Source organism: Pedobacter endophyticus (assembly GCF_015679185.1).
GTDB classification, from domain to species: domain Bacteria; phylum Bacteroidota; class Bacteroidia; order Sphingobacteriales; family Sphingobacteriaceae; genus Pedobacter; species Pedobacter endophyticus.
The window spans coordinates 4,295,706-4,311,073 of sequence record NZ_CP064939.1 but is presented as its reverse complement, the minus strand read 5'-3'; the positions used below and the strand labels follow the sequence as shown (position 1 = coordinate 4,311,073).

At 47.8% G+C, this 15,368-nt stretch carries 1 protein-coding gene; it reads right to left on the bottom strand.

Translation table 11 applies throughout. The features are described from left to right. Positions 1-368: 368 nt before the first annotated feature. Positions 369-15,233 carry an Ig-like domain-containing protein gene (locus IZT61_RS17640; RefSeq protein WP_196098342.1) on the bottom strand — a complete coding sequence of 4,955 codons (14,865 nt, stop codon included), beginning with the start codon at positions 15,231-15,233 and terminating at the stop codon, positions 369-371. Positions 15,234-15,368 lie beyond the last annotated feature (135 nt).

The following is a 15,368-nucleotide window of genomic DNA, read 5'->3' as shown; positions in this document are numbered from 1 at the left end:
GCGTTCCGGGAGCAGCTCTGGATAAAAACAAGCCCAAGTATTTTGTTAAGGATCATTTTTAAAATTTACAGAAGCAGCTGATAAATATAGATCTGTGGTTGATAATTTGAGGTTGTTCCAAAAAATCAAAACGAAACCCTAAGCGTAGGTCCGATAGCTAGGGAATTTTCTTTGTTGCCTTAAAACCGCCCCGTTTTAGTGGCGGCGGTTTCTGCGCTGTCTGTACATCCCGTTTCTCGAGGAGAGGGAAAGCAAAGGCATTGCTTTTATCCAAACCTTGATAGGAAGAGGTAATAAAAGCAATGCGATTCCGATAGCGCGGCAGAGTTTTAAATTCGACTTTTCGAGATAACCTCGTCCTTTCATTGTTACTTTTTAAATTCTCTGATCAACGTTAACCAGCCTTTGTATACCACCCAATTTGGGTCGTCGCCGTTTCTAGCTTTCAGCAGGTAGTAATACGTTCCTTCGTTCAGTCCGTCGCCTGTCCAGTTATTTTGGTAGCTATTCATGCGGTATACTTCATTGCCCCAACGGCTTAAGATAACCAGGGTATTTTCTTTGAATTGATTAAGACCTATGATCTCGAAAGTATCGTTGTTGCCATCGCCATTAGGCGTAAACAAATTCGGTATCTTTAAATCAATAAAATTAGATTTAATGGTTACTGTAGCTACATTGGTGTAGTTTCCCTGGGCATCTTTCAGTCTATAAGTAAACTTATCAATTCCTGTAAAACCCGGGTTGGGTATGTAAGTAACTGTACCATCGACATTTATGATCAACTTGCCATACACTGGTTGTTCAACAATCTCTATGGTGGTTAAATCAAAGGTAGAGTTGCCCGACTCGTCATCTTCCAAAATACTGATGACGATGGGTTTATTTGCATCGGTTAGTGTCTCGTTATCGTTGGCAATGGGCTTGTTAGGCACCGGAACAGGGGTAGCAGTAGCTGTATTATTCAACATCATTTTATCTACAGTTGCACTGGCTACATTTACCGTGTTCGCATAATTTCCGTCTAATTTTACTGCAGCAACGATAGTTAACGTCGCATTAGCGCCATTAGCTAAATTGCCGATGCTCCATGTTCCATCAGTATAAGTAGTTGTACCGGAGGTACTGGCCGAAATAAATCGGTAGCCGCTTGGTAAATTTTCGCTCACCACCACGCCCGTCGCATCTGCCGGGCCAGCATTTTGCACGGTGATGGTAAAGGTTACATTACTTCCAACCACAGGGGCTGCATTATCGACCGTTTTGATGATGGAAAGATCAGTAACCGGTTTTTGAGGTAAAGATATTGTGGTACTATCGTTGGCCGCTACGGTAGCTGGGTCGTCGGAGCTTGCGGTTATGGCTGTTCCGTCGGGCGCCTTACTGTTGGCCAGTGCCTGGTTGCTTACGCTTCCGGCATCAACATCTGCTTGAGTAATCAGGTAAACTGCGCTGAATGTTGTTGCATCTTCTTTACCGGGCGCAAGGCTTGCGATACGGCCAGCTACTGTTACCAATGGATCGCTGATTGTAATATCGGTTAGGGTTAAACTGCCTGTATTTTTAACCGTAAATGTGTAGGTAATGGTTTCGCCCACCTCTGCACTTCCATTGCTGTCGGTATCGTTAAATTTGGCCCGTTTGAGAACTATAATTGATGCACAAGTGGTTGCCGGGGTAACGGTTACCGTCCGTGTTGCCGTGGCTTTGCTGCAATTTCCTTTGCCGGCCACGCTATAAGTGATCGTTGCCATACCTGCCGAAATACCTGTAATTGCGCCTGTTGAAGCATTCACCGTTGCTACGCCAGAATCTGACGTTGACCAAGTACCACCTAAATCGCCGTTGCTACTAAACATTGTTGTGCTACCTGAGCATACAGTTTGTGTACCGCTAAGTGTTCCGGCCATTGGTGGCGACGTTACGGTCACCATTCGCGTTGCGGTTGCATCGCCGCACCCTCCGGTACCAGCCATGGTATAAGTGATGGTTGCCGTACCGGCCGCAATGCCAGTGATTACTCCCGTTGAGGCATCGATGGTTGCTACACCAGTATGGTCAACGCTCCAGGTACCACCGCTATGGGTCGAGGTAAACGTAGTGGTATTTCCGGCGCAAATCTGTTGTTCGCCATCAAGAGTTCCCGCAACTGGAGGCGCTGCTACCATTACCGTGCGGGTTGCGGTTGCATCGCCGCACCCTCCGGTACCAGCCATGGTATAAGTGATGGTTGCCGTACCGGCCGCAATACCAGTGATTACTCCCGTTGAGGCATCGATAGTCGCTACACCAGTATGGTCAACGCTCCAGATACCACCGCTATGGGTCGAGGTAAACGTAGTGGTATTTCCGGCACAAATCTGCTGTTCGCCTTCAAGAGTTCCTGCAACTGGTGGCGCTGCTACCATTACCGTGCGGGTTGCAGTTGCATCGTCGCACCCTCCGGTCCCAGCCATGGTATAAGTAATCGTTGCCGTACCCGCCGCAATACCAGTGATTACTCCTGTTGAGGCATTGATGGTCGCTACACCAGCGTGGTCAACGCTCCAGGTACCACCGCTATGGGTCGAGGTGAACGTAGTAGTACTTCCGACACAAATCTGTTGTTCGCCATCGAGCGTTCCTGCAACTGGTGGCGACGTTACGGTTACCATTCGCGTTGCGGTTGCATCGCCGCACCCTCCGGTACCAGCCATGGTATAAGTGATGGTTGCCGTACCGGCCGCAACGCCAGTGATTACTCCTGTTGATGAATCTACGGTAGCTATTCCTATGTTGTTCGAGCTCCAGTTGCCCATACTGCTATTGTTTGTTGCAGTAAAAGTGGTTGTCCCACCGATGCAGATGCTTTGCATGCCGCTGAGCATTCCGGCTGCCGGGGGCGCGATTACGGTTAGCATTCGCGTTGCTGTTGCACTGCCGCAGCCTCCCGCACCTGCCACGGTGTAGGTAATCGTTGCCGTACCTGCCGCAACGCCGGTAATCACTCCTGTTGAGGCGTCTATCGTTGCTATCGCCGTATTGTCGGCGCTCCAGGTACCGCCGCTATGGGTGGAGGTAAATGTAGTGGTACTGCCCTCGCAAACCTTTTGTTCGCCACCCAGGGTTCCAGCAACTGGTGGCGCTGCTACCATTACGGTGCGGGTGGCGCTTGCATCGCTGCATCCTCCGGAGCCCGCCATGGTATAGGTGATTGTTGCGGAACCTGCCGAAACGCCGGTGATTACCCCAGTTGAGGCATCTACGGTAGCTATGCCCGTATTGTCAGAACTCCAGCTGCCCATGCCGCTGTTATCAGTGGCCGTAAAAGTCGTGGTTCCACCAACGCAGATACCTTGCATACCATCGAGGCTTCCTGCTATTGGTGGCGAAGTTACAGTGACCATCCGGGTTGCTGTTGCACTACCACAGCCGCCTGTGCCCGCCACGCTATAGGTGATTGTTGCCTTACCCGCAGCAATGCCCATGATTACTCCTGTTGAGGCATTGATGGTAGCTACGGCCGTGTGGTCAGAGCTCCAGGTGCCACCGCTATGGGTGGAGGTAAATGTAGTGGTACTACCTTGGCAAATCTCCTGTTTACCATTGAGGTTTCCAGCAACTGGAGGCGCTGCTACCATTACCGTGCGGGTGGCCAATGCATCGCTGCATCCTCCCATGCCAGGTACGGTATAGCTGATTGTTGCGGTACCTGCCGCAATGCCTTTGATTACTCCGGTTGAGGCATTTACGGTTGCGATACCTGCATCTGAACTAGACCAGGTACCAGTTGCGCTGTTACCGTTTACCGTAAAAGTCGTTGTGCCACCGATGCAAACATTTTGTGGCCCTTTTATCGTTCCCGCTTCGGGCATTGCATACACATGTACCAAACGAGAGACAAAAGCATCGTTACAACTGCTACCGCTGGAAGCAGGTACCGTATAGGTAATGGTCGCTGTTCCGATGGAGATTCCTGTAATTACCCCTGTTGAAGCATCTACCGTGGCGACACCTGCATCTGAACTAGACCAGGTACCGCTTGCGCTGTTGCCGGTTACGGTAAAGCGAGTTGTATTTCCTACACAAACGTCTTGCTTTCCTGAAAGTTTTCCCGCTTTTGGACCTTCGGCGACCCCCACAGTTACAGCGATCATGGAGGTTTCACTGGCACAACCAGCCCCACCAGTCACGGTATAGCTGATGGCAGCCATACCCGAAGTTACGCCTGTTACCACCCCTGTCGAAGCATCAATTGTAGCGACACTTTCATTCGAACTCGACCAGGTTCCTTTACCGTTGGCTCCTACTGGCTTAAATACGGTGTTTCCACCAAGACAAATATTTTGGTTTCCATTCAATGTTCCGGCTGATGGTGCTGCTGTAACCATTACCGTTCGTGTTGTGGCTGCATTGCTGCAGTTCCCTTCACCTGTCACGGTGTAGGTGATGGTGGCGGTACCAATTGATTTTCCGGTGATCAAGCCTGTGCTGTTATCTACCGTTGCAACCCCTGTATTATCAGAACTCCAAACGCCAGTGGCACTGTTTCCTGTTGCTGTAAATGTCGTTGTACCACCTACACAAACCTCCTGTTCGCCATCAAGGGTTCCAGCAACTGGTGGCGCTGTTACGGTTATGGTACGGGTCGCCGTTGCATCGCTACATCTTCCCGTGCCGTGCACAGTATAGATTATCGTCGCCGTACCTGCCGAGATTCCTGTAATCAACCCTGTTGAGGTGTTCACTGTTGCTATGCCCGTATGGTCTGAACTCCAGCTGCCCGACGCACTGTTGCCGCTTACTGTAAAGGTAGTTGTTCCTTCGATGCAGATGGCCTCCATGCCATTAAGGGTTCCAGCGTCTGGCGGTGCCGTTACCATTACCGTGCGGGTGGCTGTTGCATTGCTGCAGTTACCGGTGCCGGCGACAGTATAAGTGATGGTTGCCGAACCCGCCGAAACCCCGGTGATTACTCCTGTTGAGGCATCAATCGTTGCTATTCCGGTATTGGCAGACATCCAGGTGCCACCGCTATGCGTTGAGGTAAAGGTTGTTGTACTGCCCACGCAAACCTCCTGTTCGCCATCGAGGGTTCCAGCAACTGGTGGTGCCGTTACTGTAATTGTACCTGTTGCATTTTCGGTACCACATCCGCCCGTTAAGGCGATACTATAGTTGAAAGTACCACTTTCTGTTGGCGTACCGCTGATAGTTATCACATTTGATGACCAACCGGCAGTTACTCCGGCCGGCAGCCCCATCGCCGTTCCAATGCCCGTGGCACCTGTAGTGCTGTGGGTAATGTTGGGCATTTCTGAATTTTCACATACTGATGGCATTATCGATGCTGCGCCAACGGTATTATTGGGGTGCACAGTTACCATTCGCGATACAAATGCATCATCGCAGCCTCCACTGCCTGCTACAGTATAAGTGATCATGGCCGTTCCCGCTGCAACACCTTTGATTTCTCCAGAACCATTTATGGTAGCAATATCTGCGTCAGAAGTCGACCAGGTACCACTGCCACTGGCGCCATTTGCAGTAAATGTTGTGCTTCCTCCTATGCAAATGTTCGGGTCGCCAGAGAGTGTACCAGCATTTGACCCTGTCGTAGTTCCAACCATTACAGGGACAGTGGAGGTTGAACTTGTACAACCTGCTCCACCCGTTACCGTGTAACTAATGGTAGCCGTACCAGATGAATTCCCTGTTACCACCCCGGTAGAGGGATCGATGGAAGCAACAGCCCCGTTTGAGCTGGCCCAGGTACCACTGCCATTTGCACCTTTTGGTGTAAATAAGGTATTTCCTCCCATACAGATTTTTGTATTGCCTTCCAGCACACCCGCATACGGTTGTGTCATAACTTCTATGTTCCTTGTTGCACTCGATGGGGTTGTACATGGACTGGTGGCTGATACCATATAGGTGATCGTTGCAGTGCCGACCGAATGGGCCGTAACTACACCTGTGGCATCAACGGTGGCGATGCTTGTGTTGTTAGACACCCAACTTCCTCCACTGTCTCCATTGCTTGTAAAGGTTGTCATCCCATCAACACAGATCTTTTGCGCTCCACTTAAAATGCCCGCATTGGGGGGTTCAGTTACCGTTATTGTTGCACTACCACTTAGTGTTTTGCTACAATTCGGCATTTCACCAGCCGCATTAGACACGCTAATCAACGAATAGGTGGTGGTGGTCGTCAGGTTTCCCGTAGGCAAGTTTGCCGCACCACTGCTATTAAGGTTGATCATTTGCGGTGTACCATTGTTCACCTTATAGGTTACAACAGCATTGGGCGTACCACTGATGGTGATGGTAGTTTCCGTGCCCGAGCATATCGTAGCCGTGCCGCTAATCGTAGCCATTGGAAGTTCCTTTACCGTAATGGTTCCGGTAGCGTTCACTTCGCCACAACCGCCAGTTAAGGGAATGCTGTAAGGGAATGTGCCGCTTTCGGTTGGCGTACCGCTGAAGGTAATGGTATTTGATGACCAGGCGGCCATTACGCCGGCGGGCAGGCCCGTGGCCGTTCCGATGCCGGTAGCTCCGGTAGTGGAATGGGTAACGCCAGAAAGGCTGCCGTTGATGCAAATCGTAGTGGTGGTACCTGAACTAACGGTATTGGCTGGGGTTACCGTAATGGTTCCGGTAGCGTTCACTTCGCCACAACCGCCAGTTAAGGGAATGCTGTAAGGGAATGTGCCGCTTTCGGTTGGCGTACCGTTGATGGTGATGGTATTTGACGACCAGGCGGCCATTACGCCAGTGGGCAGGCCCGTGGCCGTTCCGATGCCGGTAGCTCCGGTGGTGGAATGGGTAACGCCAGAAAGGCTGCCGTTGATGCAAACTGTAGTGGTGGTACCTGAACTAACGGTATTGGCTGGGGTTACCGTAATGGTTCCGGTAGCGTTCACTTCGCCACAACCGCCAGTTAAGGGAATGCTGTAAGGGAATGTGCCGCTTTCGGTTGGCGTACCGCTGAAGGTAATGGTATTTGATGACCAGGCGGCCATTACGCCAGCGGGCAGGCCCGTGGCCATTCCGATGCCGGTAGCTCCGGTAGTGGAATGGGTAACGCCAGAAAGGCTTCCGTTGATGCAAATCGTAGTGGTGGTACCTGAACTAACGGTATTGTTAGGCATTACAGTGATTGTTCCGGTAGCGTTCACGTCGCCACAACCGCCAGTTAAGGGAATGCTGTAAGGGAATGTGCCGCTTTCGGTGGGCGTACCGCTGAAGGTAATGGTATTTGATGACCAGGCGGCCATTACGCCAGCGGGCAGGCCCGTGGCCGTTCCGATGCCGGTAGCTCCGGTAGTGGAATGGGTAACGCCAGAAAGGCTTCCGTTGATGCAAATCGTAGTGGTGGTACCTGAACTAACGGTATTGTTAGGCATTACAGTGATTGTTCCGGTAGCGTTCACTTCGCCACAACCGCCAGTTAAGGGAATGCTGTAAGGGAATGTGCCGCTTTCGGTGGGCGCACCGCTGAAGGTAATGGTATTTGACGACCACGCTGCCATTACGCCAGTGGGCAGGCCTGTGGCCGTTCCGATGCCGGTAGCTCCGGTGGTGGAATGGGTAACGCCAGAAAGGCTGCCGTTGATGCAAACTGTAGTGGTGGTACCTGAACTAACGGTATTGTTAGGCATTACAGTGATTGTTCCGGTAGCGTTCACTTCGCCACAACCGCCAGTTAAGGGAATGCTGTAAGGGAATGTGCCGCTTTCGGTGGGCGCACCGCTGAAGGTAATGGTATTTGACGACCACGCTGCCATTACGCCAGTGGGCAGGCCTGTGGCCGTTCCGATGCCGGTAGCTCCGGTGGTGGAATGGGTAACGCCAGAAAGGCTGCCGTTGATGCAAACTGTAGTGGTGGTACCTGAACTAACGGTATTGTTAGGCATTACAGTGATTGTTCCGGTAGCGTTCACTTCGCCACAACCGCCAGTTAAGGGAATGCTGTAAGGGAATGTGCCGCTTTCGGTTGGCGTACCGCTGAAGGTAATGGTATTTGACGACCACGCTGCCATTAGGCCAGCGGGCAGGCCTGTGGCCGTTCCGATGCCGGTAGCTCCGGTGGTGGAATGGGTAACGCCAGAAAGGCTTCCGTTGATGCAAACTGTAGTGGTGGTACCTGAACTAACGGTATTGGCTGGGGTTACCGTAATGGTTCCGGTAGCGTTCACTTCGCCACAACCGCCAGTTAAGGGAATGCTGTAAGGGAATGTGCCGCTTTCGGTTGGCGTACCGCTGAAGGTAATGGTATTTGATGACCAGGCGGCCATTACGCCAGCGGGCAGGCCTGTGGCCATTCCGATGCCGGTAGCTCCGGTGGTGGAATGGGTAACGCCAGAAAGGCTTCCGTTGATGCAAACTGTAGTGGTGGTACCTGAACTAACGGTATTGGCTGGGGTTACCGTAATTGTTCCGGTAGCGTTCACTTCGCCACAACCGCCAGTTAAGGGAATGCTGTAAGGGAATGTGCCGCTTTCGGTTGGCGTACCGCTGAAGGTAATGGTATTTGATGACCAGGCGGCCATTACGCCAGCGGGCAGGCCTGTGGCCGTTCCGATGCCGGTAGCTCCGGTGGTGGAATGGGTAACGCCAGAAAGGCTGCCGTTGATACAAACCGTAGTGGTGGTACCTGAACTAACGGTATTGTTAGGCATTACAGTGATTGTTCGCATAGTGGTTGCATTATCACAGCCGCCTGCGCCCTGCACCGTGTAAATAATATTTGAAGTACCTGCCGATACGCCAGTGATTGCTCCCGTTGTGGCATTTACCGTCGCAACCGCCGTATTGCCCGAGCTCCATGTGCCCGGCGCACTGTTGCCTGTTACCGTTAAGGTTGTAGTTCCACCAATGCAGATATTTGTGGTGCCGCTTAGCGTACCTGCCGTTGGCGTAGCTGTTACGGTGATGGTTACTGTAGCTGAAGTGTTATCAAATGTTGGTGAACATCCGGCTACGTAAGCCACCCTTCGGTAATCGGTAGTTTCGGTCAGTGGACCGGAAAATGTATAATCTTTCGATGTAGCTCCCGATATCATTTCGAAATCGGTAGTCGTACCTGGTATGCGTCTCATCCATCGGTATTGTATGGTCGACGTTGAGGCAGGAGAAAGTGTTGGTACAGACCCTATAAGCGGTTGGGGCGTAGTAGTTGAACATACCGCTTGATTGCTGGCTATTGTATTATCGGCAATAACAGAACAACATGTTTTAACACTTGCATTTAGGGCGTTGGCATAGTCGTAGGTATATTTATAAATACCATTGCCCGAGGTTTCCAAAACATCGGCAAAACCATTGGCACCATAATCACCAGCAATTTTAGCTTGCGGGTTGCTTATTGTTGAAGTGACATTGCCACCCGAGCCGTTTTTAACATCGCCAGCAAGAAGCACAACATCCGTTTTATTGTATGTGCCCGCTTCAAAAGCATCTGTACACCCATCGCCATCGCTGTCTAAATCCTGATGATTTGATATACCATCGTTATCAGTGTCGTTAACACAGTTTGATTTAGGGTAGCTTGATGGCACATACGCACTCGTATTGAAGTCGAAATAAACTTCGGAGGCGTTTTGAGCTGCAATATTAGATGCCGCTACTCCGGTTATCCTAATGTATTTATATGCATTTGCTGTATTCAGTGTTACCGGATACTTTATGGAATTGGCTACAGTTACTGCTCCGTTTGCCGTGGTATTGGTACCAGCCGTTGCAGCAATTGCCGCTGATAGGTCAACCCAATCTGAACCGTTGTTAGAGCCCTGGATTTTAGTGGTGCCTGCGAACTGCGTAGCTGTATTAAACTGCAAATACAGCGCATTTAACCTTACCGGATTTGCAAAGTTAAACAGGTAAACATTTCTGTTTGCAATATCTTGTGCGGGGCTGGCAGAGAACGTTACAGCCGTTACATTACTTACCCCATCAATTAATTGGCTAAAATTACTGGTTGTGGTGGTTAAGGCCGATGAAATGGTTACAGCATAGAAAGGTTTGGCAATGGTATTCCATTCATTTGCGGTATAAAAACACGATGGGCTTTCTGTTGCATCCAATACCCCATCGTTATCATCGTCAATATCTGTTATGTCATTTTTACCATCGCCATCGGTATCTGCGCAGGCAACCAGGTTGTTGGCCAGGGCATAGTGCGGGTAAGTAGAAGGATAATTAGGAATACGATTCCCATCGGGATCAACACTATCATTTAATCCATCATTATTGTTATCAGTCCCAGCAGGGTTTAACTGGCTACCAGTGAGCTTATTTGCAGCAATGCCATAACTTTTTTCAAAATTGTTTGTTGCAGAAGCCGGCGTACTTATATCCGTTGAAGGACTTACGCCGGATTCCGCTAAATCTGAACAGCCATCACCATCACTATCAAGGTCTAACCGATTAGGTACGCCATCGTTGTCCGTATCAATATCGGTACATGAAGAAACGATGTTCATTGGTGCAACATCAAAAAGCCCATTAGAAGTACCTGTTACAAATTGGATAAAAATTTTATCAATACCGAAAAATGGTGTGGCTTGCGGAGCGGTTATTTCTAAAGCGCCCCATGACTGTGGCACGCTTGAAGAAAAAGAAACGTCGCTATTGTTATATGCAATCTGTCCAGCCCAGTTTCCATTTCCTGATAAATCTGGGTATCCCTTTGAGGTCCAGATTGGAGACCAGGCCGGATCGCTCGCACTAAAAAACAACCTACTGTTAAGTGGGCCAACAATAGTTCCATCGTCCAATTGAACAGAAACGGTAAATTTCGATCCCGAATTTATCGAAGAAACCAACAGGCTGACTTTTTGGAATGAATAATCATAATCTATTGTAATGGTACTTGGAGATTCGGGGGCCTGAAAAAAATTGTCATTACGAATGATGACCCCACCGAATGTACTGGTTATAGCGGGTGTGCTTGAAACAGCTGGGCATGTTTGTTCTTTCTCGTCCAATATTCCGTCATTATCATCATCAATATCCTGCAAATCTTTTATCCCGTCTCCGTCAGAATCTGCACAGGTATTTAAATCTGACCTCGTTGCGTTTGGGGTATAAGTTGAGGAATAATTTACTGTCCCCGTAGTTCCGTTTTCAACGGTATCATTTAATCCATTATTATTTGCGTCAGCTGCACCAGGATTTAACTGGCTGCCAGCAAGCTTGTTTGCTGCAATACCATAACTTTGCCCATTGCTGTTTGTGGCAGAAGCGGGCGTACCCAGGTCGGTTAAGGGGCTTACACCCGATTCTGCCAAATCTGAGCATCCGTCTCCGTCGCTATCCAAGTCGCGGTGATTTGGAATAGTATCTCCATCAGTGTCACTAACACAGGTGGGTTTAGGATTTGCAGATGGGATATAGTTACTTGCAAGCGTTGAAGTAATTTCTCCAATTACATTACCTGTTGCAAGCGCTCCCGGTACACTTCCTGTTTGTATTTTATAATATTTATAGGCTTGTGGGGCTGTAATTGTAAAAGAAACAGGTGTAGTATTTATCAAGGTAGCTGCAGTTAAAGCTCCTGACCATATTAAACCATCGTTTGATCCAACTACCACGGCGTTAGCGTTGGCTGTTGAACTGATGTTGTTTGAAACTACAAGCGTAGCTAACTTTACGGGGGTAGGAAATTGAATGGTAAACAAATTACTTCCCGTTGGATTAGCTCCTGCTGCAAAATCATTAAAATTAAACATAAGGTCAGTTGAACCATCATGCAATAGCTCAATATTGCCATCTGCCTGATCATCATCCGGGCTTGTGAATTCTGAGGTAATTTTAGCGATTGTATTAGCTTCTGCCGAAGTATAAAAACACGATGGACTTTCTTTGGCATCTAATATCCCATCGTTATCATCATCAATATCAAGTAAATCTTTTATACCATCGCCGTCAGAATCTGCACAGGCATTTAGCGCTGAGCTTGTTGCGTATGCCCTGTAGGTTGAGGGATAATTTACCCTTCCTGTAGTTCCGTTTTCAACAGCATCATTCAATCCGTTATTATTCGCATCAGCTGCAGCCGGATTTAACTGGCTGCCAGTAAGTTTATTTGCAGCAATGCCATAACTTTGCCCATGGCTGTTTGTGGCAGAAGCCGGGGTACTCACATCCGTTAAGGGGCTTACACCGGCCTCTGCTAAATCTGAGCATCCATCTCCATCGCTGTCCAGGTCGCGGTGATTTGGAACAGTATCGCCATCGGTATCAGTAGCACATGTTGGCTTAGGATTGGCCGAAGCAACATATTGATTTGCAGTGGCGGTAAGTGTAATTTCGCGAACACCGGCATTATTAGACGTTCCAGCCACACCAACAATACGATATTTTGAGTACACCGTGGTTGGATGTAAAGAATTGTTAATGCTGAAATCAATGGCTGATGTATTTGCCATTGCCGATGATAAATCAACCCAAACAGAACCGTCCCAACCCTGAAGTTTAAAGGTAGATGCTGCTCCATTTGAAAAAGGCCAGGTGTATACATTGAAGTTTACCGATGAAATAGCCAGGGCTATCGTTGGCGTAATTTCAAAAAGAGATTTACCCACCCAATCCTGGTTGCTTTGAAATGCAAACCATGTGGCCGTATTATTATCGTAAGAATGAGCGATTTGATAGGTAGACGAAAAAGGCATCAATTCTGTGGTAACAGAAGCGATCTTTCTGGCCTCCGTTTCTGTATAAAAACACGATGGGCTTTCTGTAGCATCCAGCACCCCGTCGTTGTCATCATCAATATCTAACAGGTCATTTATCCCATCCCCATCGGTATCCACACATGCAGCCAGGTTAGCCGAAGTTGCATAGGCATTATACGTTGAAATATAGTTTATTGTGCCGGTAGTACCGTTTTCTATATTATCATTTAATCCATTAGCATTCGCATCAGGAGCGGCTGGAAACTGAAAGTTAGCTGTAGTATTGGTCGTTGCCCCTGCCTCCAAGGCATCGCTACAACTATCGCCATCGCTATCCAAATCCCAATGATTTGGAACAGTGTCACCATCGGTATCATTAAGACATGTTGATTTGGGATTGGCCGAAGCAATATATTGATTTGCCGTAAGTGTAATTTCGTTAACCCCCGAATAATAACAGGTACCTGCCACACCTACAATCCTGAATTTGATATATACCGTGTTTGGGCGAATTGTATTGCTAATGCTGAAATCCACTGTCGAATTGTAATTCGACATCGGTGCAGATAAATCCTCCCAGGCCGCACCTGTCCACCCTTGTAACTTAAAGGTAGAACTACTATTTTCGGATAGGTACCAGCTTCCCAAGTCCAAATTAACCTTAGTTATTGACAAAGGTATTGTAGGGGTTATCTCAAAAACAGATTTGCCTACCCAATTCTGGCTAGGACTAAACGCAGATTGGGTCGCGGTATTCCCATCATACGAATTTGTAATTACAAATGTAGCATATTGAGTTAGCGCTGAGGTTACAGAAATAATCTGTTTGGCTTCAGTTTCTGTATAAAAACACGATGGGCTTTCTGTAGCATCCAGCACCCCGTCATTATCATCATCAAGATCCATAGTATTCAAGACACCATCCGCATCTGTATCCAAACATCCGCCTTTAACAGCGTTGTTTATCCAGTTTGTATTGGGCGGAGATGAACAACCTGAATTAGTAAGGCCATTTGCGGTAGCCGATGGAGCTCCAAAAAAAGTAGTATTAACGGTTCCGATAACCTGAGCTTCAGTAGCATCCGGGCAACCATCCCCATCGCTGTCTAAATCTAAATAATCAGGTTGCGTGTCGCCATCACTTTGCTTTGGCGTGGTACAGCTTTGCATTACGCGACCATCGCGACAACCATCGCCGTTTGCATCGGTATCAGTTCCGGCATTGTAGGGAACACGGCAATTCGTTAATGTAACTGATCTATTTCCGCAGGCTTCTATTGCATCTGGAATACCATCATTGTCACTATCTAAATCGCCGTGATTGGGAACACCATCGCCATCGGTATCAGTATATTGTTCAGCGGTATAAGAAAGATCATCAATCAAAAAATCATCGCTGCCCGCCACTCCATTTGGGCCACTTGCTGCACCATTGTTCCGTTGTACCAATAGTGAACCCATTGTAGCCAGTAAATCGCTATTAATGGAAACAGAAATTGTTGAGAACCAGTTTGTAGCGAAACTGCGTGATGACAAATTGCCATTTACCGATAAATTTTGCACTACGGTTGAATTAATGTCGGTTACGCTAACAGTTGGTGAGTTGATATCTGCCGTAACCTGGTTGTAAACCGTAAATAGTTTCAAAAGTGTACCATCTGGTGCACGAACGAACAAAGTCATTTTTCCCCAACTCTCATTTGTCGGTGTTCCTCCGCCAGCATTTATGGGATATACTCTAATAGAAAAAGTTGTAATTTTTGAAACAAGAGGCGTAGAAATGGTAGGTTTAAACGTTATCGATTGCTCAAGATTTAATCCTTCAGCACCATCATAAAATACCACCGCACCACCTCCGCCGGCTATCCAATTGTGATCTGGCGGGTTTGTTCCGGTGCCATTTGTATTCCAATTTGCTAAGTTACCACCACTTGTTTCATCGGTACCAAAATTGCCATTTACTATTGCATTGGCACTTTTGGTTACACCTTCATTCACATCTAAAATACCATCATTATCATCATCAATATCCACACTATCAGGCACTCCGTCTCCATCTGTATCCGGATCCGAAGCGGTAGCTGCCGGGCATTGCAAATTACCGGGATAACTTTCTAATCCTTTAACTGAAACATATTTACCAACTTCTAAATTCCAGTCGCCATCTTTACCAGTAATATTGTTTGAGGCAGATATCGTTAATCCCAACTTCTTTTCCAAATAGGAAACGGCCTTTAAACCCATTTCACCTTTCGCAAATTCGCATCCGTAAATATTAATTTGTTTTACCTTTTGCAAATCAACATGGCTAGAAAGCCATTTTTCTATCTCGGAAACATTTTTCCAATTGCCATCTATAAACAATGCACCACTTCGGCCGTGTGAAAATAAGTGGAAAACATTTTTTGTCTCATTAATTTGACCGCGGAAATACGGTTTCAAATCGCTGACATTTTGATCAAAGTAGGTATTGCCAAAAATATTTGGGTTTACAGCAGACATACCTGTATTGGCAAAGAGTTCAAAAACTCCAACCAACAAAGTAAGGACGAATGGGACGTAAATCTTTTTCATTTATCAAACAGCGTAATTTAATTGCATGGATGGTTGTTTGTATTGTTTTTACATGAATAGAATTCCATACGGGTAGAGATAGTTATCATTTACCCACTTAGCGTGCATGCTTTATAGATTGTCTCTGTAAACTTG